The following is a 21461-nucleotide window of genomic DNA, read 5'->3' as shown; positions in this document are numbered from 1 at the left end:
GTCCGTTTACGCTGGTAAAAAAGAGGGAGTTCCGAAAAGAATATTATATTGTACACAAACTAAATCTTATTTAGGTAATGGTCAAGGTTTTCCTTGAAATAGTATGTGTTTTTTAAAAAAACAAGTCTTTCTCGCTTGTTATGTGTATGTGCTCATAATTGAAGGGCAGAAGTGCGTGGAAAGGGACTCAGGGATTTTTTGAATGCCCATGGTTTTATGCAGCATGCTATTTCTTGTTTTTTTAAATGTATATCTGTTTTTATTCCAGGAAACAAACAGTCTGGTATCTTTTTGCATACAAACTATATGGGTGGTTAGCTTTGTGCCGTGCAAAAACATTTTTTCTCGTATTTTCTCCTGATTTTATGGAAAAAAATCAAAAAAAGGTGGATTTGTCCGCAAGGCAGTAAAAAGTATTTGCTATGTATTCAAACTTTTGATCTAGGTAAGAAAACCCTGTTCCGGCTTGCCTGCTCTTTTTTTATGAATCAACCCAATGTAAGGAGTTGCCATGGATTTCAATTTCTCCCCCCTTGAAAAGATGGTTCAGAAAACGGCCCGGGATTTCTGTGAAAAAGAAATCACCAAAATTGATGCCTACATGGCCGAGCACAACGACTATCCTCCCGACCTCCTGCAGCGATTTGCCAAGTCAAGGTTGCTGGGCATGGATGTTCCCAAGGAATTCGGTGGAATCGGCAGTACCAATTTTAATCTCATCCTGTTTGCAGAAGAGATCGGTAAAACCGGTTCCACCTCCATGCTTCCCTTTTTTATGAACAACTCCGTTGCGGAAACCATCTGTTACTGGGGTACAGATGAGATGAAGCAGAAATTTGTTCCTCCCCTTTGTGATGGCAGTTCCTGGGCCAGTATGGCTTTTACCGAGCCTGGAACCGGTTCGGACCCCAAGGCCCTCACCATGGTGGCGGAGCCCGATGGCGATGATTTTATCCTGAACGGCACCAAACGTTTCATCAGCATGGCCAACAAGCCCGGCTGCGGCGTCTTTTTTGCCAAAGATTTGTCCCTTACGGGTAGTAAAAAGGATACCACAGCCTTCATTGTTGATAAAAGCAGTCCCGGCATTTCCTTTTCCGGTCATTATGAGCTCATGGGTCTTGATGGCGCGGACACCTGCGATGTCTTTTTCAAGGATGTGCGGGTACCCAAAGCCAATATCCTTGGGGAACAGGGTAAGGGCTTCAAAATTCTGCTGCGGTGGATTGCAGGAGAACGTATTCAGCAATGTGCGGCGATGGTGGGAGGAGCCCAGGGTGCTCTGGAAGAAGCGGCCCGTTATAGCAAAGAGCGTGTAGTCGGTGGTTTCCCTCTGGGGTTTATGCAGGGGTTCACCTGGATGCTGGCTGAAATGAAAACCAAAGTGGATGCCTGCCGTCTTATGGTTTACAGAACCATACTGCTTCAGGATCAGAAACAACCCTTCGAGGTACCCTCGGCGGAACTTAAGGTTTTTGTTGTGCCTATGGCCCAGGAGGTCTGCCGTATGGCGGTTCAGATTCATGGTTCCTATGGGTACTCCAAGGAATATAAGGTGGAAAAGCTCTTCCGGAATGCCATGCACGGCGGCATTGTGGCTTCCAGTCTTGAAATCAATAAAACCATTGCGGGCATGGCCTATCTGGCCGGTCGCTGACAGAATCCGGAACCGGCCGTGGGCACTCCTTCGGCCGTTTCCCAAGGAGTCTCTGAAGGACGTATTATGAACATTATTGTCTGTATTAAACAGGTCCCGGACGTAACGGAAGTCACATGGGATGAAAATGGATCACTGATCCGTACCGGACTTCCCAGTATCATCAACCCCAATGATAAAAACGCTCTGGAAGCAGCCCTCACCCTGAAAGATAGCCACGGTGGCACAGTAACGGTCATGTCCATGGGACCGCCTCAGGTGGAGGAAGCCCTGCGGGAAGCACTGGGCATGGGCTGTGACAGGGCTATCCTGCTGACGGATCGCCGGTTCGGTGGCGCCGATTGTTGGGCCACGGCCTATACTCTGGGCCTTGCCATTCAGAAAATTGCTGATTTTGACATGGTCATAACCGGTGTGGAAGCCATGGACGGCAACACCGCACAGGTGGGGCCTGAGCTGGCGGATTATCTGAAACTGCCCCTTTGTTCCTATGCTCTGAATATTCGGTGTGAAGGGGGCAGGGTCTCGGTTCTTCAGAACATGGGCGATATGGTGCGGGAACTGGAAGCCCCCCTGCCCTGCCTCATCACCGCAGAAAAGGAGTTGAATGAACCCCGTGTTGCGCCCATGGACATGATCATGGAAGCCTATGCCAAGGAAATTGAAATATGGGGGATGGATGTCCTGGGCGGCGATCCTGCTAACTTTGGCCTCAAGGGTTCGCCCACACGGCTGCGCAAGGTGTTTACGCCTAAGCGGGTCAAGGGACAGGTGGAAATTCTCGAAGGCGATGCTGAAGAATCCGCCCGGAAGCTTGTGGAAAAGCTGAAAGAACACAATTTTATTTAACAGGGTGAGTTATCATGACGGATACAGTAAAAGATTTCAGTGATGACAAGGGAGTATGGGTTTTCACGGAGCAGCAGGACGGCAACCTGGCCCGTACCACCCTTTCCCTGGAAATGCTGGGAGAAGGGCGCAAACTTGCCGATAAACTCGGTGTACCCCTTACGGCTTTCCTTCTCGGTCACAATGTGCAAGCGCTGGCAGAAGAGCTGATCGCATATGGCGCAGACATTGTTCTTCTTGCCGATGATCCGGCTCTGGCCCAGTATCGCACAGGCCTCTATACGGATATCATATGTGAGGAAGCCCGGAAGAGAAAGCCCGATGTACTGCTTGTGGGTGCGTCCCCCGTGGGCCGGGATCTGGCTCCCCGTATTTCTTTCCGGCTGCACACCGGTTGCACGGCGGACTGTACCCATCTGGATATTGATGAGGAAAAGAAAATACTCGTTTCCACCCGTCCTGCCTTTGGCGGCAATGTTATGGCTACCATTCTCTGCCCGGATCACCGGCCCCAGATGTCCACCGTACGGCCGGGAGTGATGGAAATGCCGGATAAAGATTCTTCCCGTGAGGGTGAGGTGGTCCGGCTGGAGCTTTCCATTGACGAGGCGTCGGATCCGGTGAAAGTCCTTTCCGTTAAAAAGCGGGAGCACAGTGGTATCAATATCCGGGAAGCGGAGAGGATTGTCTGTGTGGGGATGGGAGCCGGAGATACCCGGACCTTTGCTAAGCTGGAAGAGCTGGCCCGGGAGCTGGACGCTCAGGTCGGTGGTACCCGTCCGGTGGTGGAGGCATGTCTGATTACCCATGACTGCCAGATCGGGCAGACCGGCAAGACTGTCAGGCCGGAACTCTATATGGCCTGTGGGGTTTCCGGAACGGTGCAGCATACTACGGGCATGTCCGGTGCGAAAACCATTGTTGCCATTAATAAAGATTCCAATGCAGAAATTTTTAATTTTGCCCATTATGGCATTGTCGGCGATGCCTCTCTGGTTGTCCCTGCCCTTATTGAGCAGATCCGCAAAGCCAGAAAGGTTTCGTAGGAGGAGCGGGGCCGTACGCTTGCATGCTGCAATGGTAATCAAAGAGCTCAACCTGTCTGAGGCGGCGAATTTTGCCTGCTTCTGCAGAGGGAAAGATATTCTGAGGATGAGATTGCGTCAGCATGGGGGGTTCGCATCCGCCCGGGAGCCTGGCTGTTATCAAGCGAAAAGGGTAGGGAACAGGTGCCTTGTCTTCAGGTAAGGGCTGGTAGCAGGTACCGTTCCGGAAAGAACAGCCGCCGGAACGGTACCTGATTTTTTGGGCTCCTGTTTCCGTATCCCTCACTCTGTTGTCAGGCTGGATCAGGGTTTTTTAGCACCAGAAAATACATTTCTCCCGGGTGCTGCAGGTGGCCTGCTGCAATCTCCGCATACCCGTCGTTCCCCCAGAAAATATCGGCTCTTCCGCTGCCGCGGATGGCTCCTCCCGTATCCTGAGCCGCCATGAAACGGGAAAAATTCTGCCATGCGGCGATGCTGCCATCGGCATAGACAAGAGGTTTCTGCGTTTTAATGAAAACCGGAGCGCCGTCGGGAAAAATTCTCCGGTCAACGGCCAGAGATCTTCCCGGGGTGAGGGAGAAGCCAAGGGCACCGATGGGCCCTTCACTTACCGTATGGAAAAAGACATAGGAAGGATTGAAGGCCATGATGGAGCGCTGCTCCTGAGGATTTTCCTCCAGATACCGACGGATGCGCTGCATGGACATCTCTTCTCTGGGCACTTTGCCTGTCTGAATGAGGTGGGTACCGATGGAGCGGTAGGCTCTGCCGTTCTGGCCCCTGTAGTGTACGCGAATGAAGCCGCCTTCTTCCAGATACACAATGCCCGAGCCCTGTACCTGAAGAAAAAATTTGTCGATGGGGCAGGAGAGATAGGCAATGACAGGGGCCTTTCCTGCGAGGGCATTTTCATGACAGATGGCATCCCTGTCCGGATAGGGTTCAAAGGTCCGGCCTGTCCAGCGACCGCGAATGCGTTTGCCCGCATATTCCTGGCCGAAGGGTGAAAGATCCACCTCTCTGAGGTCATCGGGCATGCCGTGTAAAGGAACAGAGAAGTCTTTTCCGGGACTCAGGCTTCCCTTCAGAAGGGGTTCATAATAGCCCGTAAAGAGTACTTTCCCCTGAGGCCTTGATTCGCTGCCCGGTGGTGGGGTTCCTGCGGCCCTGTATACAAGGAAATTATCTTTGATTACCCTGTTCAGGGTTTCCGGGTCCGGGGCGCTGTGCACAATGGCCATCAGCTCCCGGGTTGTGGTGATCATGTGGCTTGCTGGATAGACATCTTCGCCAAAACGGACAGGCCGGTCCGGTGAAAGACGTCTGTAGAATTCCAGGCTCTTATACAGGACGGACAGCAGGCCTTCATACTGGAGGTCATCACCGAAAACAGGATAGGCTTCCGGGGCCAGCCGGATCAGGGGGGGCGGGCTTTCCTGTTTTGGTGGGACGGGCGGTGTTTTACCGGAGCAGGCTGCCAGAGTGATCAGCAGCACCAGAAACAGAGTGAGGAAAAAAGCGGAGCCCATGCGGCTCCGCTTTTTTTCCGTAGCAGGATTTCCTGTCTTTTTTTGCTTCTTTCCGGGAAAAAACGGGACATTCATACGGCTCAGCTCCTGATAGACTCCCTGGGTGTGGTTCTGTTCATGTGCGGGCACTATGGATCAGACTTTCAGCTTTGTGGTGTTTTCCACCAGCCCTGGTTCGGGAATGCGGGTATCCCCGGCAATGCCGAGATCCTCAAACTGACGCAGGCAGGGAATCACGCGGCGTTCAAAGGATCCGGTCATCTGGTTGTATGTGCTAACACTTTTTTCAAGTTCCTGTCCCATTTTGTTCATGTGACCACAGAAACGCAGCAGCCGCTGGTGCAACTCTTTTCCCATGGAAACAATCTTTTTGCTGTTTTCAAAGGATTCCTGTTCCCTCCATACAAGGGCAATGGTTTTCAGCATGGCAATGAGGGTTCCCGGTGTGGCCAGAAGCACATTTTTGGCAGCAGCCTGCTCCAGCAGTTCCGGTTTTTCATTCAGTGCGGCGGAAAAGAAGTTTTCACCGGGAATAAAGAGGATGACAAATTCCGGTGAGGGCTGAAACTGCTGCCAGTAGTTTTTTTTTGAAAGCAGGCGCACATGTTCCGCTACCTGTCGGCTGTGGGCGGTGAGGGACTGTTTGCGTTTCTCATCACTCTCCGCCTCCATGGCATCCAGATAGGCGGCAAGGGGAACCTTGGCATCAATCACCACCTGCCTTCCGCCGGGCAGGGAAATCAGCATGTCCGGCCGGAACCGTCCGTCTTCGTTTTCCGTGTGCACCTGCTCCATGAAATCGCAGTGGCTGGAAAGACCGCTGATTTCCACCACCCTTCGTAGGGTGCTTTCTCCCCATCGGCCCCGGGTCTGGGGCTGTCGGAGTGCGGAAACAAGACGCCGGGTTTCGCTTTGAAGGTCTTCCTGAGCCTTTCCCAGAAGGGAGAGTTGACGGTGCAGGTCGCCAAGGGTGCGCTCCCGGTCTTTGGCAAAGGTGTGTACTTCCTTTTCATAGGATACAAGCATTTCCCGCACAGGATCCAGAAGGTTGCGGAAATTCAGCTCCCTTGTTTCCATGGCATGACCGGCGCTTTCCAGATGATGGCGAAAATTTCTGTCCGCCATTTCCAGGAAGTGGCGTTGATTTTCTTCCGATATTTTAGCGCAGAGGTTCTCCAGAGAACGTTCCAGAGATTCCTGCCCCTTTTGGATAAAAAGCCGCTTTTCTTCGCTGATGGCAAGAGAATACTCCGTATCCCGAAGTTTTTCTTTCAGTTTCTGTCTGGAATAGAGAAGTCCGGAACAAAGGAAAAGCATAAGGATGCAAAACAGGATGGAGGCAAGGTTGAGAAGGTCAGAATCAAGTGGCATGGGGTATCAAATCCAGTGGGAGGGGCGTTTGCTCATAAATTTTATATTATACCACTCCATGGTTTTCGTGCAATGGCAGGTTTTGTAAAAATGGATAACGGTTGGGGTTGGGTGAAAAGAAGGGCGGAAACGAGTCCGCCCTTCATGGGGTTGTGCCGGGTTCAGGGAGGAGAGAGGCTCCGTATGGGATGATAGGCTGCGTCATCAATGGGGTGCCAGCCCTGGATATGAAGGCTTTTCAGAACAGGATCTTCGGGTCTTATGGCCATGACAGCTTCCCGGATGGCCGTTTTGACGGCTTCCGGCATATTCCGGTGGACGGAAAGGCAGTAGTTGGGAATCCACTGGCCTTCGGCAAGAATCCGGATGCGGCCCGGTGGCAGGTAGGTGTCCGCCATGTGAAGGGCTGATTCGCGGATAAAGCCCGCATCCACCTCTCCCATGTGTACGGAAAAGATTACATTTTCCTGGGTGTTGTCCGTGGCTTCAATGATGTGGCAGTCTTTTTCCGGATCAATGCCTTTTTCCATCAGGGCCAGTCTGGGAGACAGGTAGCCACCGGTGGATGTGCGGCCGACGATGGCTATCCGTTTGCCCCTGAGCTCTTCAATGGACTGGATGGGGCTGTCTGCTGCGGTTATGATCAGTCCCCTGAAGCGGGTTCCGCCAAGGCTGTCTTCTGCCACGAACAGGGGTTCGTGCACATCGGATATGCGGATGTATACGGATGGGTTCTGATAGCCAATGGCAATGTCGCCGGAGAGGGCTCTTGTTTCATAGTCCCCGTAACTTCGGAAGATGACGGGGATAATATTTTTCCCCGTTCTGACGGAAAGATAAAGGGCCAGTGGGCTGATTCTTTCCATGACCTCTTCGGGACTGTGCAGGGGAAGCATGGAAAGGCGGTAGGTTTCTGCGGATGCGGATACCAGGGCGAGCAAAGACAGCAGCAGCACGGCAAAGGATAGTCTCACGATTAAACCCTCCTGCAGAGGCGGTGTTTGTTAATGGCGGGAAGCTCCGGTGGATGAGGAACGGTTTGTAAGCCGGTTGAAGGCCGACCGGATGGCTATGCGCATGGCTTCGATGGCTTTTGCCAGCTCCGCTATTTCTCCTGTGCCCTGGATGCTTACGGGAGTATTCAGCTCACCAAGGGCGATGGCATTGGCAGAGCGGGTCAGTTTTTTCAGCGGCACGGTCAGGCTGCTGCTGACCCATATCAGGCTGATGGCCCCTGCCAGAAAGACAAAGGAGAGAATGAAAGCAAGGGGTTTCAGGCTGTTTTTGATGGCTGCTTCGGCATCTTCCATGAAAAGGCCCACATGAACCACGCCGCCATTGCCCCGTATGGTTACGGCCACATCATGAATTTTACGGTTTCCCACCTGAATGTTGCGGGCGGAAAATACCTCGTTTTGGTCAATGGGATTCATCAGGAGAATTTCTGCGGGAAAGCCTCGGGCAATGGCATTTTTGGAAAAATCCGGGTCAAATCGGTCCATGCTGCCGAAAAGACCCGTTACGATGGCGTTTTCGCGGTTTTTTACGGCAACATAGGCGACGCCGGGCAGTTCTGCATGCAGGGCGGCAGACTGATTCACGGCGAGATAGTTTCTCAGGAGAAGGGGTTGGGTTACGGATACGCTGAAGGAACGGGATATGGCAAAGGCTCGCTGGTTGATCTGCTCTTCCATGAGGGAGGGTATGGATTGCCAGTAGGAATACAGGATGCAACCCGCCACAGACAACAGAATAAGCACAAAGGGCATGAGCAGGCGAAAGGTGATTTTTTGGGTAAAAGATCCGGATCTTGGGGCTGTGGCCTGATCCGGCCGGGTTTCGGCAGGGGTTTCTTCGGCGGATGGCAACGGGCTTTCTTCCGATTCATCCGCCCGGTTGGAGGGCAGGAGAATGGCTGCCGAACACTGGGGGCATTTCAGCTGCGTGGTGCTGTCGGGAATCTTCCGGTCATCGATGCGGTAACGCTGGCCGCATTCCTTACAGAATAGAATCATGATGTACACTCCTGTTCAGTACTTTCTGTCAGCCCCACAGCTGGGGCTGGCTCCGGGAGTATTGGAACAGCAAATATTGTTCCAGAGAGTTTTTTTTGACTTCTCAGAGAAATAAGCCTTTAATTCATAAGCCGATTGTTGTGAGAGTCTTTTGTGACGAAACAATGGTGTACAAGGATCCCTGTTCATCAGACAGTCAGTTTGTAAAAAAACTGAACTTTTTTGGCTGGGCCTGCCGCTTGCGGGAAGCGTGGCTGATTCTTGTAAGCTGTTGTGGAATCCGTTAAGGTGTATGGGGTACAAACAGGGAGGATACCATATGGAAAAGCAGATCCTTGGACCACGGGATATGGAGCGCATTCTTACCCGTATGGCCTATGAAATTTTGGAAAGATATACGGAAACAGATCGTCTTGCCCTTGTGGGCATTCATACCCGGGGCGTTTTTCTGGCCAGACGGCTTGCATCGCTGATTCAGGAGATATCGGAAGTGCCCGTAATGCAGGGAACGCTGGATATTACCCTGTACCGGGATGACTGGACGCGTATCGCACAGCATCCCGTACTGCGCTCTACGGATATTCCCTTTGATGTGGATGGAATGGATGTGGTGCTGGTGGATGACGTTTTGTATACGGGCCGGACCACAAGAGCGGGCATGGATGCCCTGATTGATTTCGGACGGCCCCGTTGTATCGGTCTTGCCGTGCTGGTGGACCGGGGCCACAGGGAGTTGCCTGTTCATGCCGATTTTGTCGGCCGGTATGTGGAAACGGCAAAGGGCCAGACCGTCAATGTCCGCGTGGTTGAGGAGGATGGGGAAGATCTTGTGCTGGTGGAGGTGCTGTGAAATTTCCAGGGATAAAAGACCATGGGGCCATCCCAAAGCTTAGGATGGCCATTCTTATTGTTTCCAGTACACGCACGCCGGATAATGATAAAAGTGGCAGATGGATGTCTGGAGAAGTGCGGAAGGAGGGGCATGAGCTGGTGTGCCGCCGGATTATTCCGGACGATTTTCTGGCCATCGGCGGAGCTGTTCTGGATGCGGTGCGGGAAGACAGGGCCGATGTGGTCATTGTCAGCGGTGGTACGGGACTGACCCGAAAAGATGTGACCATTGAAGCCTGCAGGCCTTTGTTCCACAAGGAACTGACAGCCTTTGGTCCTCTTTTTGCGCAGCTTTCCTTTGTGGAAATAGGGGCTGCTGCCATGCTTTCCCGGGCTGCTGCGGGCAGTATCGGTGAAAGTGCGGTTTTCTGCATACCCGGAAGCCTCAAGGCCTGTAAGCTGGCATGCAGGGAGTTGATTTTCATGGAAGCAGGTCATCTGGTTTCCCATCTGCGGAATTGACGTGCCATGGAAAAGGTAAGGCCATGGCGGAGGATGGGGATGATGAATCTTTTGTTTATTTTTATTTTTACCGGGAGGAGTTTTTGAGGTATGGTTATGTCATCCATAGACAGGTTTGTGGCGGGCTGGACCGCAGACGTTGCGGGCATCCGGCCGGTGTTTGAGGCGTTTCTACGGTTTCTCAGGGAACAGGAGGGCGTAGAGCTGGATTTCAATGAGCGCCCGGGGGTCAGTTTTTCTCTCAGGGCAAAACATGAGAACCAGAAAAACCGCCGCCTCTTTGCCATGGTGGACATCATTGATGATGATCCGGAGAACCGCTGGCTTTCCGTATGTTTTTACGGAGACATGGTCACGGATCCGGATGAGGTGGGCGATCTGGTTCCCGGTGGTCTTCTGGGCGAAGACGGATACTGCTTTGATCTGGAAGAGGCAGAGGCCGCTCCCTATCTGCGCGCAAGGCTGGCAGAAGCTTGCGCTGAGGCGGCAAAGGGCTGAAAAACCGTAAGCCGGCGGTAATTCGGGCCTGCTCCTTTTGCTTTGTCAGGTACGTTTGGCTGTCGGTTTATGCCGACCTCTTCAATGAAGGATCTGTTGATGGCACTGCGCTTGCTTCAGGCCAGAATACCGGATGTTACCCGGGACTTTCTGGATGTTGTGCTCCGGGAAGAAGAGCAGATTATTGATCGCTGGGAGGAGCCTCTGGAAGGGGGCGGTTTTCTGGTACGCCTGCTTCTTCCCCAGAATCATACAGAATCCGTATCCGATCTTATGCGTCGGCACTTTGGGAACCAGCCTGGCTTCAGGGCTGTGTTTTTTCCAGTGGAAGCCACCATCCCCCATTATGATGGCGGAAGGGATGACACGGTAGCCACGCAGGGTCGCATCAGTCGGGAAGAACTGTATACCGATGTTGCTTCCGGAGCGGAAGTTTCCCGTATTTTTGTGGCGGCGGTTATACTTTCCGCTGTGGTAGCTGCCATCGGTCTGCGTCGCGGGGATACGGCCATAGTCATTGGTGCCATGGTCATTGCCCCGCTTTTAACGCCGAACATTGCTTTTGCCCTTTCTCTGGTGCTGGGTAGCCGCACTCTTGCCGTGAGTGCGGTGCGGGCCAGTGGTGCAGGAATCCTGATTACCCTTGCCATTGCGGGCGGTATCGGTTTTCTGATGGGAGTGGACAGGGATGTCTCCGCCATCATGAACCGGACAGAGGTGGGGCTGGGAGATGTGTTTCTTTCCCTTGCCTCCGGATGTGCCGGAACCCTGGCTTTTACTGCGGGCGTACCCGCAGCCCTTACGGGGGTGATGGTGGCCGTTGCCCTGATGCCACCCCTTGTGGTCTGCGGAATGCTCCTTGGCGATGGGGCATGGACCCTTGCCGGGGGGGCCTTTCTGCTGTGTTTTGTGAATATCAGCGGCGTTAATCTTGCCGCCATTCTGACCCTGATTGCCCAGGGCATCTCTCCCATGAATTCATGGCATAAAACCCCGGCAAGGATCGTGGGCCGCCTTGGGCTTCTTGTCTGGATTCTTGTGATGGCCGGTCTGGTGTTTTTGATTCTCTGGAAGCTGTAGCGGCCCCTCCTCTTTTGTTTCCCTGTGTACAGGTTGTGGTTGCGAGGGTTTTTTTGAGTTTGTTTAATTGTTTCTCATTTTGGGTGATAGGTCAGGTTTCTGAGGCTTTCCGCGGGCGGCCGCTGGAAAAATAATAAAGGCAGAAAAGGAGATGGTCATGAAAAATGTAATGGTAAAAGAGGTAATGATTCCTTTGGATGAATACACAACCATTTCCGGTGAACAGAGTCTGTATGATGCCATGCTGGTTCTGGAGGATGCGTTGAAGGCGGTAAAGGCCACCTGTGGTGAAGGCCACAGGGCGGTCCTTGTTTTTGATGACAAGGGTGAAATTGTAGGTAAGCTCAGCCATCTGGATGTGCTACGGGCCATGGAGCCCAAGTATTTTGAGGTGGGAGATGGCAGTCCCATGAGTCTGGGGCTTTCCCGTTTCGGCCTGAGTCCGAAGTTTATGAAGGGGCTTCTGGAACAGTTCAGTCTCTGGGATAAACCCCTGAAGGATATTGCCAAAAAAACTTCGCGCATCAAGGTGAAGGATGTGATGTACACGCCTTCCGCCGGTGAGTATGTGGATGAGGAAGCTACGCTGGATGAGGGTGTGCACCAGCTGCTTCTGGGGCAGCATCAGTCCCTGCTGGTGACCCGGGGAGAGGGCCATAAAGTGGTGGGTATTCTTCGGCTGGGAGATGTTTTTGTGAAGGCTGTTGAACTGATTCGTGAGGAAAAAGGGGAGTAAAACCGGCAGGCCTGATATGGCCTGGCTTTCAGGGGCTCCGGACAGGGATGGCATAATGCCTTTCTGCCGGAGCCCCTTTTGTGTATCAGGCGTCTTTTTTGCTGGACTGACGCCAGATGCCCATGGACTGGGCTTCGCGGATCAGTTCTTCTCTGAAATCAGGATGGGCGAGGCCGATGATCCTTTCAGCCCGGCTCCATGTGGACTGGCCACGCATTCTGGCGGCTCCGAATTCCGTAACCACATAGTCCACCTGATGCCGTGGAATGGTGACAATGCTGCCCTCCTTGAGTCGGGGCATGACCCGAGAACGGAGGTTGCCTTCACTGTCTTTGTAGGTGGAGGCAAGGCAGATAAAGCTTTTTCCGTTTTTGGACCACTGGGCACCAATGACAAAGTCCCACATCCCCCCATTACCGGAAACCTGGGTGGTGCCAAGGCTTTCCGCATTGATTTGGGAGAAAAGGTCCACCTGCAGGGCGTTGTTGATGGAAACGAAGTTGTCGATCTGGCCGATGACTTTGGGGTCATTGGTATAGCTGGCCGGGTAGGCCGAGACCGCAGGGTTGTTATCCATGAACTCGTACATTCTGCGGGAACCCAGGGCGAAGGTGTAGGGAACCCGGCCGATGTCAAAGGGTTTGCGGGCTCCGTTCATGCGGCCGGAAAGCAGCATATCCACATAGGCGTCGGAAAGCATTTCCGTGTGACCGCCGAGATCTTTCAGGTCTGATTCGGCTATAATTTTTCCAACGGCATTGGGCATGCCGCCAATACCCAGCTGGATGCAGCTGCCATCCTGAATGAATGGCATGATGTGGCCTGCAATCCGTCTGTCTGTGTCGGTAGGTTCGGCAACGGGCAGGTCGGTCATTTTCTGATCTGCCGGTGCTTCCACAACATAGTCCACCTGGGAGATATGGACGGATTCTTCCGAGCCGCCTAGGCAGCGGGGCATGTCCTGTACCACTTCAAGAATGACCGCGTCCGCCTGTTCCATGGACGCAAGGGTGGCGGAAGGGTGGGGGCCGAGGTTGAAGTATCCATGCCGGTCCATGGGGCAGACGGCACAGATGACCACATTTCTGTGATCCGCCACGCCATCGCGGAACCATGCGGGTGCCTGATGATACATGATGGGCAAATAGAAGGCCGGAAGGCCGCTGCTTTTCAGAACCCGGGTGAGTTTGCTGAACTGAAGGTCATGGTAGACAAAGCTTCCGGGGTATTTGATCACCTCCGGTATGGGGGGGATGGTGACGGCTGTGTGGATGAACACATCCTTCAGTTCCTCGTGACGTGCGGCCAGAGCCTGATCACAGACAACGGGTTTGCCGTTAAAAAAACCATAGTCCACCACGTCGTGTGATTTGACAATGGAAACGGCTTTTTCAGCGGAAACACATTTCTGCCGGTACAGTTCCATTACATCGCTCATGAACGTCTCCTTTTTATGACAGCGTTTTTTAGGCCCGATGTGTCTGTCTCATCGGGCTGAGGTTTCTCTGTGGTTGGCTCTGGGAAGTAGTTCAATAAGCATGCCAGAATGGAAACAGGGGATGGACGGGGCTTTCATGTGGCGCGCGTGGCAATTGTGTCACATTTTCAGGATGGCATGTTCCGTTTTCTGTGAACGGATAGTTGGGTTCTTATGGTACTGATAATAAAATATAAAACTAGAAAGTTTTTTTATTGTCCTTGACTCTGTGCTGTCCGTTTAAAAAAAATAGCTCTTTAATTCGGATGGATAGATTTTGTATGTGGCTTGTGTCTCTTTTTGGATCAAAAAAGTCACAGATGGATGCTGTGGGAGCAGCCCGTTTCGATGGCGAAGGGCGGGAACTCCGGGCCTGATTCTGCATGGGGGAGGATGGTATGGGAAGGAAAATGAGGGGATTGGCAAGGCAGAGCCGGTAGCTAGGATGGCTTTATCCGGCACCTGCACACACCTTTTGCCATGAAAAGAGTGTGTGGCAGGCTTGAGGGCCGGACGGAGGAAAGGCTTCCTTTTGAACGCAAGACCATGGTCCGCGGAGCGCCACCGGCCAGAGGGGGCAGCCATGGACATGTTGCCCCCTCTGGAGGAACGGCGGGTTTCAGCTGGCAGCAGGAGTTCTGGGGAGCTTTATTTTTCGTTTTTCTGTTATTTTACAAGGTCTGTAGAGTATCAGCATATGCCCGATGGCGGATACAAGGCTTGCTCCGCTTCCTTTAATGATTTCAAGGGTGAGGCTTTCTTTCGTTTCTTTTTCCTTGAAATCGTTGAAGCGAACCTTAATCAGTTCATGGGCATGCAGGGCCTCTTCAATGGAAGCCATAAGCGCCGGAGTGATACCTTGCTGGCCAATAATGACAAGGGGCTTCAGGTGGTGGGCAAGGCCCTTGAGATATTGCTTCTGAAATCCTTTGAGTTCTGTCATGGTAACCCCCTTAACAGATAAGAAGTCTGCCTCATTTTTTTCATGCTGCGGGTCAGGAGGCATTTTGTACCGCAGCAGACTTTTGCATCAATACCTTTTAAATGACAAGGGCTTTTGTTATAAAGAAGAATCATCGGTTTTATGTTGTTGAACCTTTTCAAGGAAATACCCGCCATGGTTGACCTTTTGCCTCCCCCTCCCCCCTGGAATCCGGGAGTTGATAAAAAAAAAAGTGGGGGCAAAAATATGGGGCGCTTCCGGCAGGTATACGATTTGATCATTGCCAGCCCCATTATCATGACCGTAGTGGTTTTTGTGGCGGCAACCATGCTGGTTGTGGGGATTACCCTGCACCTGGGGTACTATTCCGACTCCTTTCGTGAAGAAGTGATGGCAGAGGCCCATGGCGTTCTGATGGATATTCTTCTGATCGGAGTGGTGCTCTTCTGGTTTCAGCAGAAAGGCAAAAACCTGATGGAAAAGCGTCATTACAGGGATGAAATTGATGATTTCAGAAACTGGGAAAGTGAAGAAGCGGCCCGCAAAACCAGAGGGAATATCCGCAGGCTGAATAAGTATGGAGTTACCCGCATGGATTTGAGCAACTGTTACCTGAGAAGCATGGATCTGCGAGGGGTGGATCTTTCCGAAAGCTATCTCTGGGGAGCGGACCTGAGCTGGACCGATCTCCGGGACAGTATATTCGAAGAGGCCAACCTTGAAAATGTGAATCTGGAGGCGGCCAACCTTACGGCAGCCAATCTTTATCGGGCCTATCTATGGAAAACCAACCTGGAAAGTGTGGATTTACAGCAGGCCTGTCTGGAGCGCGCCATTCTCCGGGAATCCCGCCTTGCCAAGGCCGATCTTGCGGGAGCCAATCTCATGTATGCGGATCTTGCCGGTGCCGTTCTGGAAGATGCCAACCTCATGGGAGCGGACCTCCGTCATGCGGATCTCACCAGAGCCTGTCTGGACGGGGCCGATCTGCGGGGAGTAAATTTTGATCAGGCGGCAGGCCTCAGTGTTGATTCTTTTGTGCGCATCCGTACGCTGCAGGGTGCTATCCTTGATGCGGATCTGGAGGCGGAACTGCGCAGGCGGCTGCCCGATGTTTTTCTGCCTCCGGATGCGACGGAAGACTGGTAGGATGGTTTCCTCAAAAGACAGATGCTCCGAAGAATCGCTCTGTTTTGACCGGATGGTTATTCCCGGCCTATTCATATCCCAGAGCCTTTCTCATGGAGGCAAGCCAGGCAGGATCTGGCTCCGGGAACTGAATATGGTCAACGGACCTGACCCATGAGAGGCCTCTCAGGCTGGAGCAGCACAGAAGCAGATTCCCCCCTTCCAGATCTTCCATAAAGAGTTTTGTCTCCTCTGCCAGCCACCCCTGAGTCTGCAGATAGTCCAGTAGTTTTTTTCTTGTGATTCCAGTAAGAGAAGGCCCTTCTGGGATCCGCAGGCGCTTTCCTGAAAAAAGAAGCAGGCTGGAAAAGGAGCCTTCTAAAATGCTTCCATCCGGTGCCCGTATGAGTGCCTCGTCCCCACCTTCTGCCAGAGCCCTTTCCCGTGCCCTTGCAAAGAATACATAGGCCAGACTTTTGTGCCGGGCCATGGGTGAAAAAAAAGGTTCGGGGTGGCAGATGAGCCGGATGCCTTCCTTGTTGGCTGCGGCGGTCAGGGGCGTGAGCATGGCGGCGGGAGACAGGCACGGGCGGCCCGTATCCAGTGCCAGGATATGGAGCTGCCCCTCTTTGGCAGCCATGGGATTGGCCTTCGTCAGTGTGGCAATGATGTGTTTCCATTGGATTGCAGGCAGACGTTTTCCCGTGACGGGTTCGGCAGAATCATTAAGCCGCTGGAGATGTTCCCCGAGGTGAAGGGGGCTGCCCTGCCGTATCCTGATGGTTTCAAAAACTCCCCTGCCGTGGCGAAGGGCTGGGATGTGCATGGGAAAACCTGAGTGTGAAAGGGGTAGGAAGTGGCCGTCCTGCCAGACAAGGGGTTCTCTGCTATCGGCGGGTGATTCCGGTACTTTGTGCATGGCCCTGAAAAAGGGGGCTGCCTTGTGCAGGGTTTCTTCATATTCTTCTTCGGGATCAGAATCCCATACCACGCCGCCTCCCGCAGAGTAGTGGGCCTTTCCATCGGAGCAGATAACCGTTCGGATGGCCACGTTGAGATCCATGCTGCCGTCAAAGCCGAGATAGCCCATGGCTCCGGTGTAGGCGTGTCTGCGAAGGGGCTCCAGATAATCGATGATTTCCATGGCCCGTATTTTAGGACAACCTGTTACGGAACCCGGTGGAAAGGTTGCCCGCAGAATTTGACCCGGGGAAGCTCCTTCCGCCAGATTGCCGGAAACAATGGCAACCCTGTGGAAAAGATGGGGCCATGCTTCCGTGCGTGCGGGTACGTCTACGCATATGCTGCCCCATGCGCCAATGCGGCCGATGTCATTGCGAACGAGATCCACAATCATGGCCAGTTCCGCGCCATCCTTGATGCTGGTTTCCAGTTCTTTCTGAAGACGCCTGTCTTCTTCGGGTGTCTGTCCCCTGGGCCGTGTTCCCTTGATGGGGTGGCTTTCGATGCGGCCGTGGCGAACGCGGAGAAAACGTTCCGGAGAAAGGGAGGCCAGCTGAAAATCTCCGGCCTGCAGAAATGCGGAAAAGGGCTGGGGTGCTTCTGTAGCCATTTTTAGAAAAAGGAGGTAGGGATTGCCTTTGTATGTCAGGCTGAATCTCTGGGAAAGATTGACCTGATAGACTTCTCCTTTGCTGATATGGTCGCGGATGATGCGCACAGCCTTTTGATAGTTTTCTTTTGAAAAGGAGGAGGAAAGGGAGCAGGTTTTATCCCTTTCTTCTGCCTTTTTCAGTTCTTCCTGAGCTGGTCGGCAGGACAGCAGTCGTTCCGCCTCATCCAGAGCTTTTTCTGCGGTTTCAGATGTTTCGTTCCGAAGAAAAAGGGCCTTCATGTGCAGCTCACTGGAATGGGGGGGGATCCAGCCCACCACCCGGGGAGCAAAAAGAAGAAATTCGGGCAGCTGCAGGTCATCCATTACGGTATCCGGCAGTTTTTCCAGATGATTTTTCAGGTCATAGGAAAAATATCCGAACAGGCCGAAGGGGAAGCCGCTGCTTTCTTTTTCCTCCATGGCGCAGGCGTTCAGCAGGGTGTCCATCAGGTCAAGGGGACGGTTGCTTTGAAGGCAGGTATCTCCGTGCCTGAGGAGTGCCCTGCCTTTTTCGCAGCGGATGGAAAGAAAGGGGAGGCAGGCAAAGCCGTTCATAACGGCCTCGGGGTGCTCTCCGCCTGATACCAGAATCATGCTGCCTTCGGTTCCGGCCGGTCCGAAGGCGGAAAGACTGAATTCCTCTGTCAGGTGGAGGGTGCGGGTGCAAAAGCCCTCGGGTTTCAGGTAAGATAATGGGTTCATGGTGCCATCTCCTGCAGAAAATGTCGGGCCATGGCAGCGCCGTGTTCGCTCATGAAGCTTTCCGGATGAAACTGCAGGCCGAAAACAGGAAGGTGCTGGTGGACAAGGGCCATGGGGGTGCCGTCTTCGCTTCGTGCGCAGATGTGCAGGGGGGATGTGTCCGGTAGTTCCACACAGAGGGAGTGATAGCGGCAGGCCGTGAAGGGATTGGGGATGTTTCTGAGAATGCCGCTGCCATCATGATGAATCCTGCTGGTTTTCCCGTGAACGGGGAGTCTCGACCGGATGGTTCTGCCGCCGAAAAGCTCTGCCATGCACTGCATGCCCAGGCATATGCCGAGAATTGGGATGGATTGGTAAAAATGCTGCAGTGCTGCCATGGATACCCCCGATCGTTGCGGGTCATCGGGGCCGGGGCCTATAATGAGGCCGCAAGGCTGTTTTTCACGGATGCTTTTCAGGCTTGCATCGCTGCGCAGAATTCTGGGTTGCAGGCCTTCTCTGGCAAAAAGATGGGCCAGATTGAATGTGAATGAGTCAAAATTATCAATGAGGATAAGAGTTTTCATGAAAGTCTTTTCGCTTTTCCTTTTTTTCGCTATGCAAAAGGCGCAGAGCCATCCGGAAGCGTCTGGATGGCTCTGCGCCTGGCATTACGCTTTGCTGTAAGCAGTCAGTCTGAATGGAACCGATAACCTGAGCCGCTTTTTCCTGTCAAGGAAAAGGCGTACTTCTTATGGGAGATGTGGCAGTATGGCCCGGAAAAAGCCGCTGGCAGGAAACAGGCGAAAGGAATCCCCCTATGTGCTGGGGCTTGTGGCCAATGCCGCAGGAGAAATGTTTGAGCTGGATGGTTATGCGGCTCTGGGTATGTGCGGAGAGCGTATGGTCCCCCTCAGGGAAAAGGATGTGGTTCCCCTGCCCCATGGCAGTGAAACCCTGCTGCTGCCGGACCGTATGCCCGTTCTGTGGAATATACGGGAACACCGTATGGAGATTCTGGATGAAAATCCATGGGAGCCGGGTGAGCCCCTTCTGCCTGTGGCGGCCTTCAATTCTCCGGGTTATGTGATCACCCACCATCCGGCGTACAGGGAAAGGGCCGGAGCGGGAATTCTGCCTCTGTTTGCCTATGGGGCGGTGGCCTGGTCCGCAAAGGGCTTTGCTTCTGCCGTGTATCAGGTGGACAGGGAGGATCGCCAGGATCTTCGGTGCATGCCCGTGGAAAAGGTGCAGGATGGAGTGATGACCATCCGTGAATTGCTGCCCCGTAACCGCCTTCTGCTTCATATTAAAAACTGTGCCCTTCTTTATGGGTGTCCTGCGGCAAAGAATTTTTTTCTTGGCCGCTACGAAGCACCCCTGCCCACTTCCCGTGCCTGTAACGCACGGTGTCTGGGTTGTATTTCCCTGCAGGATAACCCGGAGCTTCAGAGTTGCCAGAATCGCATTGCCTTTACTCCCAGCCCGAGGGAAATAGCGGAGATTGCTCTTCTGCATATAGAGAGGGTGCCGGACGGGGTGGTGAGTTTCGGGCAGGGGTGTGAGGGAGATCCCTTGCTGGCGGCCCATGTCATTGAACCTGCCCTGCGCCTCATCCGGGAAAAGACGGACAGGGGTACGCTGAACATGAACACCAATGCCAGTCTGCCCCTGGTGCTGGACCGGCTTTTTGAGGCGGGTCTGGATTCCATCCGGGTCAGCATGAACAGTGGCAGGGAAGTCGTCTATAATGCCTATTTTCAGCCCAGGGGCTACTCTTTTTCGGATGTGGCGAAAAGTGTGGACAGGGCGGAAAAACGGGGAAAGCATGTGGCTATCAACTACCTGAATGCTCCGGGGATCAGTGACGGGGCAGACGAAGTGGCTGCCATGGAGTTTTTTTTGAAGAATCACGGTGTGCAGCTTATTCAGTGGCGTAATCTGAACTTTGACCCTCTGCGGTATTATGACCTTGTCAAAAAGGCAGCCCATCCCGGTCCGGGTATGGGAATGGCGGCACTGATCCGTCATTTTCAGAAAATATTCCCCGGTCTTTGTCATGGGTATTTTAATCCGCCCTCTTCCCGTTTCGGCAAAAGGCTGACGTGACAGGCGGGGCATGCAGAGATCCTTTGGTTTGGATGGAAAAGGTAACCGCCTCTCTCTTCTCCTGATGCCGTTCAAGACAGCACGCACTGTTGCCGATAATAGAGAAAAGGAAGGGGGGCGTATGGAAATTGTTGTCGGTAAAATAAATGAGCTGGGTTCTGCCGGACATGGCGGGGCTCCCATGGCCCGGGGGGATGTACCTGTGCGTGTGCTGAAGGTTCGTCCGGCAAGGTCCGGTCGGCGGGGGCAGCCGGAGGGTGAAAACCGCAGGGACAGCAATGAGGGCTCCGATCCTATGCGGGGAAAGGTGCTGGTGCTGATGGTGCCCGATGGCAGCCGCCTGCCCCATGATCTGGAAACGGGAAGCTATACGCTTCGTTTGAAAATCCTTGCAGAGAACAAAGAGGGCAGCCCGGATAAGGGGGGCAAGTCCCTTTCAGAAAGTGGGTTTACCCTCAAGGTATGATTCTGTCAGCCGCCTTATGAATTTTCCGATGAGCCGGGGGCACGATTCTGGCCCAGTGCCAGAATCAGCACTCTGAGTTCGGCAATTTCCTGTCTCAGGGCCTGCGTTTCAAGCTGGCGCTTGCATTCTTCGGCTTCTGTCTGGGCTTCCTGCATGTTGTTGACAATGACCCCGATGAAAAGATTGATGATAATAAAGGTGCCCATGAGGATAAAGGTCACAAAATAGAGCCAGGCCCAGGGGCTTTCCTCCAGCAGGGGGCGCATTACGCCACTGGCCCAGGATTCCAGAGTAACCACCTGAAAAAGGGTGAGAAGGGTGATGTGTATGGAACCGAAATACTCCGGGCTGATATGGCCGAAAAAAATGGTTCCCATCACGGAAAATACATAAAAAAGGAGTCCCAGAAGAAAGGCGATGTTTCCCATGGCCGGGATGGTTGCCAGAAGGGCACTGATCATGCGCTGCAGCGAGGGAATGATGGATATGGTACGCAGCACCCGCAGAATGCGTAGAATACGCAGAACGGATACAAAGTGACCGCCAGCAAGGGCGAGGCTGCTGGCTACAATGAAGAAATCAAACAGATTCCAACCGTCCCGGAAAAATTCCCAGCTGGGCCGTGAGCCTGTAATCCGGATGATGATTTCTATGGTAAAAATGATAATGAATATTTTTTCAATCAGATAAAAGCCGGTTTTAAAGGGCTGGTAGAGAGCTGGATAGGTTTCCATGCCGATGACGATGGCATTGAGGATGATCATGGCAATGATGAAGTTTTTGAAATAAGGGTTATGGGCAATGGTATGACATAGGGCCTTGATTCCTGTCTGTTTCTGGTTTTCCTTTTGTGCCATTAACGATTCCTTTTGCTCCATGATGTTCTGAAACCAGGGCTTTGC

20 protein-coding genes are annotated in these 21461 nt (G+C 53.1%); 11 read left to right on the top strand and 9 right to left on the bottom strand.

The genetic code is table 11. From position 1 onward, the window contains the following. Positions 1 to 511 precede the first annotated feature (511 nt). From OOT00_RS12635 to OOT00_RS12625, 3 genes are all read left to right on the top strand, one after another. A complete protein-coding gene (locus OOT00_RS12635; RefSeq protein WP_265425744.1) occupies positions 512 to 1657 on the top strand; it encodes an acyl-CoA dehydrogenase family protein in 1146 nt (381 codons plus the stop codon). Between the two features lie 66 nt (positions 1658 to 1723). Continuing rightward, positions 1724 to 2506: an electron transfer flavoprotein subunit beta/FixA family protein gene (locus tag OOT00_RS12630; RefSeq protein WP_265425743.1), complete on the top strand. Its 783-nt coding sequence runs from the start codon at positions 1724 to 1726 to the stop codon at positions 2504 to 2506. Positions 2507 to 2520: 14 nt separating this feature from the next. Further along, positions 2521 to 3552 (top strand): electron transfer flavoprotein subunit alpha/FixB family protein, encoded by a 1032-nt coding sequence (locus OOT00_RS12625; RefSeq protein ID WP_265425742.1) that lies wholly within the window; start codon positions 2521 to 2523, stop codon positions 3550 to 3552. A gap of 293 nt (positions 3553 to 3845) precedes the next feature. On the opposite strand, the gene mltA is transcribed toward OOT00_RS12625, so the two are convergent. The 4 genes from mltA to OOT00_RS12605 all read right to left on the bottom strand — a co-directional run bounded on the left by mltA (position 3846) and on the right by OOT00_RS12605 (position 8470). Continuing rightward, positions 3846 to 5159: a murein transglycosylase A gene (gene mltA, locus OOT00_RS12620; RefSeq protein WP_265425741.1), complete on the bottom strand. Its 1314-nt coding sequence runs from the start codon at positions 5157 to 5159 to the stop codon at positions 3846 to 3848. A gap of 60 nt (positions 5160 to 5219) precedes the next feature. After that, positions 5220 to 6455, bottom strand: a complete 1236-nt coding sequence (locus OOT00_RS12615; RefSeq protein ID WP_265425740.1) for a DNA recombination protein RmuC — start codon at positions 6453 to 6455, stop codon at positions 5220 to 5222. Positions 6456 to 6616: 161 nt separating this feature from the next. Continuing rightward, complete coding sequence (locus OOT00_RS12610; protein WP_265425739.1) at positions 6617 to 7429, bottom strand: phosphate/phosphite/phosphonate ABC transporter substrate-binding protein; 813 nt, start codon at positions 7427 to 7429, stop codon at positions 6617 to 6619. 30 nt (positions 7430 to 7459) lie between these two features. Beyond that, positions 7460 to 8470: a HAMP domain-containing protein gene (locus tag OOT00_RS12605; RefSeq protein ID WP_265425738.1), complete on the bottom strand. Its 1011-nt coding sequence runs from the start codon at positions 8468 to 8470 to the stop codon at positions 7460 to 7462. Between the two features lie 319 nt (positions 8471 to 8789). On the opposite strand from OOT00_RS12605, the gene pyrR reads away from it, so the two are divergent. The 5 genes from pyrR (at position 8790) to OOT00_RS12580 (ending at position 12137) form a co-directional block, all read left to right on the top strand. Continuing rightward, entirely contained in the window at positions 8790 to 9320 is a 531-nt protein-coding gene (gene pyrR / locus OOT00_RS12600; protein ID WP_265425737.1) for a bifunctional pyr operon transcriptional regulator/uracil phosphoribosyltransferase PyrR, read from the top strand. Then, positions 9317 to 9823 carry a MogA/MoaB family molybdenum cofactor biosynthesis protein gene (locus OOT00_RS12595; RefSeq protein WP_265425736.1) on the top strand — a complete coding sequence of 169 codons (507 nt, stop codon included), beginning with the start codon at positions 9317 to 9319 and terminating at the stop codon, positions 9821 to 9823. Before pyrR ends, OOT00_RS12595 begins: the two co-directional genes overlap by 4 nt. Before the next feature lie 90 nt (positions 9824 to 9913). Continuing rightward, on the top strand, positions 9914 to 10321 hold the full coding sequence (locus OOT00_RS12590) for a hypothetical protein (protein WP_265425735.1): 408 nt from the start codon (positions 9914 to 9916) through the stop codon (positions 10319 to 10321). Positions 10322 to 10420: 99 nt separating this feature from the next. Then, a complete protein-coding gene (locus OOT00_RS12585) occupies positions 10421 to 11401 on the top strand; it encodes a TIGR00341 family protein (RefSeq protein WP_265425734.1) in 981 nt (326 codons plus the stop codon). 157 nt (positions 11402 to 11558) lie between these two features. Further along, complete coding sequence (locus OOT00_RS12580; protein ID WP_265425733.1) at positions 11559 to 12137, top strand: CBS domain-containing protein; 579 nt, start codon at positions 11559 to 11561, stop codon at positions 12135 to 12137. A gap of 85 nt (positions 12138 to 12222) precedes the next feature. Here the strand turns inward: OOT00_RS12580 and OOT00_RS12575 are convergent, their stop codons facing one another. Further along, positions 12223 to 13575, bottom strand: a complete 1353-nt coding sequence (locus tag OOT00_RS12575; RefSeq protein ID WP_265425732.1) for an acetyl-CoA hydrolase/transferase family protein — start codon at positions 13573 to 13575, stop codon at positions 12223 to 12225. A gap of 658 nt (positions 13576 to 14233) precedes the next feature. Continuing rightward, positions 14234 to 14557: a ribosome assembly RNA-binding protein YhbY gene (yhbY, locus tag OOT00_RS12570; RefSeq protein WP_265425731.1), complete on the bottom strand. Its 324-nt coding sequence runs from the start codon at positions 14555 to 14557 to the stop codon at positions 14234 to 14236. A gap of 174 nt (positions 14558 to 14731) precedes the next feature. Here yhbY and OOT00_RS12565 point away from each other — a divergent pair, with 174 nt between their 5' ends. Continuing rightward, positions 14732 to 15706 (top strand): pentapeptide repeat-containing protein, encoded by a 975-nt coding sequence (locus OOT00_RS12565; RefSeq protein WP_265425730.1) that lies wholly within the window; start codon positions 14732 to 14734, stop codon positions 15704 to 15706. A gap of 67 nt (positions 15707 to 15773) precedes the next feature. On the opposite strand, the gene pabB is transcribed toward OOT00_RS12565, so the two are convergent. Next, a complete protein-coding gene (pabB, locus tag OOT00_RS12560; protein ID WP_265425729.1) occupies positions 15774 to 18002 on the bottom strand; it encodes an aminodeoxychorismate synthase component I in 2229 nt (742 codons plus the stop codon). Further along, positions 17999 to 18571: an anthranilate synthase component II gene (locus tag OOT00_RS12555; RefSeq protein ID WP_265425728.1), complete on the bottom strand. Its 573-nt coding sequence runs from the start codon at positions 18569 to 18571 to the stop codon at positions 17999 to 18001. The genes pabB and OOT00_RS12555 overlap by 4 nt, the downstream gene beginning before the upstream one ends. Before the next feature lie 184 nt (positions 18572 to 18755). On the opposite strand from OOT00_RS12555, the gene OOT00_RS12550 reads away from it, so the two are divergent. Together OOT00_RS12550 and OOT00_RS12545 are read left to right on the top strand one after the other, a co-directional pair. Further along, a complete protein-coding gene (locus OOT00_RS12550) occupies positions 18756 to 20093 on the top strand; it encodes a radical SAM family protein (RefSeq protein ID WP_265425727.1) in 1338 nt (445 codons plus the stop codon). Between the two features lie 121 nt (positions 20094 to 20214). Continuing rightward, complete coding sequence (locus OOT00_RS12545; protein ID WP_265425726.1) at positions 20215 to 20559, top strand: hypothetical protein; 345 nt, start codon at positions 20215 to 20217, stop codon at positions 20557 to 20559. Between the two features lie 14 nt (positions 20560 to 20573). Here the strand turns inward: OOT00_RS12545 and OOT00_RS12540 are convergent, their stop codons facing one another. After that, positions 20574 to 21416: an ion transporter gene (locus OOT00_RS12540; protein ID WP_265425725.1), complete on the bottom strand. Its 843-nt coding sequence runs from the start codon at positions 21414 to 21416 to the stop codon at positions 20574 to 20576. Positions 21417 to 21461: the final 45 nt, after the last annotated feature.

Origin of the sequence: Desulfobotulus pelophilus (genome assembly GCF_026155325.1) — a bacterium.
Taxonomy (GTDB): Bacteria; Desulfobacterota; Desulfobacteria; order Desulfobacterales; family ASO4-4; genus Desulfobotulus; species Desulfobotulus pelophilus.
Note: the sequence above shows the minus strand (reverse complement) of the source record. Positions and strands in the feature narration are given on the sequence as shown.

Bases quoted from the DNA above. Each gene is read 5' to 3' on its own strand.
- OOT00_RS12635 (WP_265425744.1), top strand. From the start codon at position 512: ATGGATTTCAATTTCTCCCCCCTTGAAAAGATGGTTCAGAAAACGGCC.
- OOT00_RS12630 (WP_265425743.1), top strand. From the start codon at position 1,724: ATGAACATTATTGTCTGTATTAAACAGGTCCCGGACGTAACGGAAGTC.
- OOT00_RS12625 (WP_265425742.1), top strand. From the start codon at position 2,521: ATGACGGATACAGTAAAAGATTTCAGTGATGACAAGGGAGTATGGGTT.
- mltA (WP_265425741.1), bottom strand. From the start codon at position 5,159: ATGAATGTCCCGTTTTTTCCCGGAAAGAAGCAAAAAAAGACAGGAAAT.
- OOT00_RS12615 (WP_265425740.1), bottom strand. From the start codon at position 6,455: ATGCCACTTGATTCTGACCTTCTCAACCTTGCCTCCATCCTGTTTTGC.
- OOT00_RS12605 (WP_265425738.1), bottom strand. From the start codon at position 8,470: ATGATTCTATTCTGTAAGGAATGCGGCCAGCGTTACCGCATCGATGAC.
- pyrR (WP_265425737.1), top strand. From the start codon at position 8,790: ATGGAAAAGCAGATCCTTGGACCACGGGATATGGAGCGCATTCTTACC.
- OOT00_RS12590 (WP_265425735.1), top strand. From the start codon at position 9,914: ATGGTTATGTCATCCATAGACAGGTTTGTGGCGGGCTGGACCGCAGAC.
- OOT00_RS12585 (WP_265425734.1), top strand. From the start codon at position 10,421: ATGGCACTGCGCTTGCTTCAGGCCAGAATACCGGATGTTACCCGGGAC.
- OOT00_RS12580 (WP_265425733.1), top strand. From the start codon at position 11,559: ATGAAAAATGTAATGGTAAAAGAGGTAATGATTCCTTTGGATGAATAC.
- OOT00_RS12575 (WP_265425732.1), bottom strand. From the start codon at position 13,575: ATGAGCGATGTAATGGAACTGTACCGGCAGAAATGTGTTTCCGCTGAA.
- yhbY (WP_265425731.1), bottom strand. From the start codon at position 14,557: ATGACAGAACTCAAAGGATTTCAGAAGCAATATCTCAAGGGCCTTGCC.
- OOT00_RS12565 (WP_265425730.1), top strand. From the start codon at position 14,732: ATGGTTGACCTTTTGCCTCCCCCTCCCCCCTGGAATCCGGGAGTTGAT.
- pabB (WP_265425729.1), bottom strand. From the start codon at position 18,002: ATGAACCCATTATCTTACCTGAAACCCGAGGGCTTTTGCACCCGCACC.
- OOT00_RS12555 (WP_265425728.1), bottom strand. From the start codon at position 18,571: ATGAAAACTCTTATCCTCATTGATAATTTTGACTCATTCACATTCAAT.
- OOT00_RS12550 (WP_265425727.1), top strand. From the start codon at position 18,756: ATGGCCCGGAAAAAGCCGCTGGCAGGAAACAGGCGAAAGGAATCCCCC.
- OOT00_RS12545 (WP_265425726.1), top strand. From the start codon at position 20,215: ATGGAAATTGTTGTCGGTAAAATAAATGAGCTGGGTTCTGCCGGACAT.
- OOT00_RS12540 (WP_265425725.1), bottom strand. From the start codon at position 21,416: ATGGCACAAAAGGAAAACCAGAAACAGACAGGAATCAAGGCCCTATGT.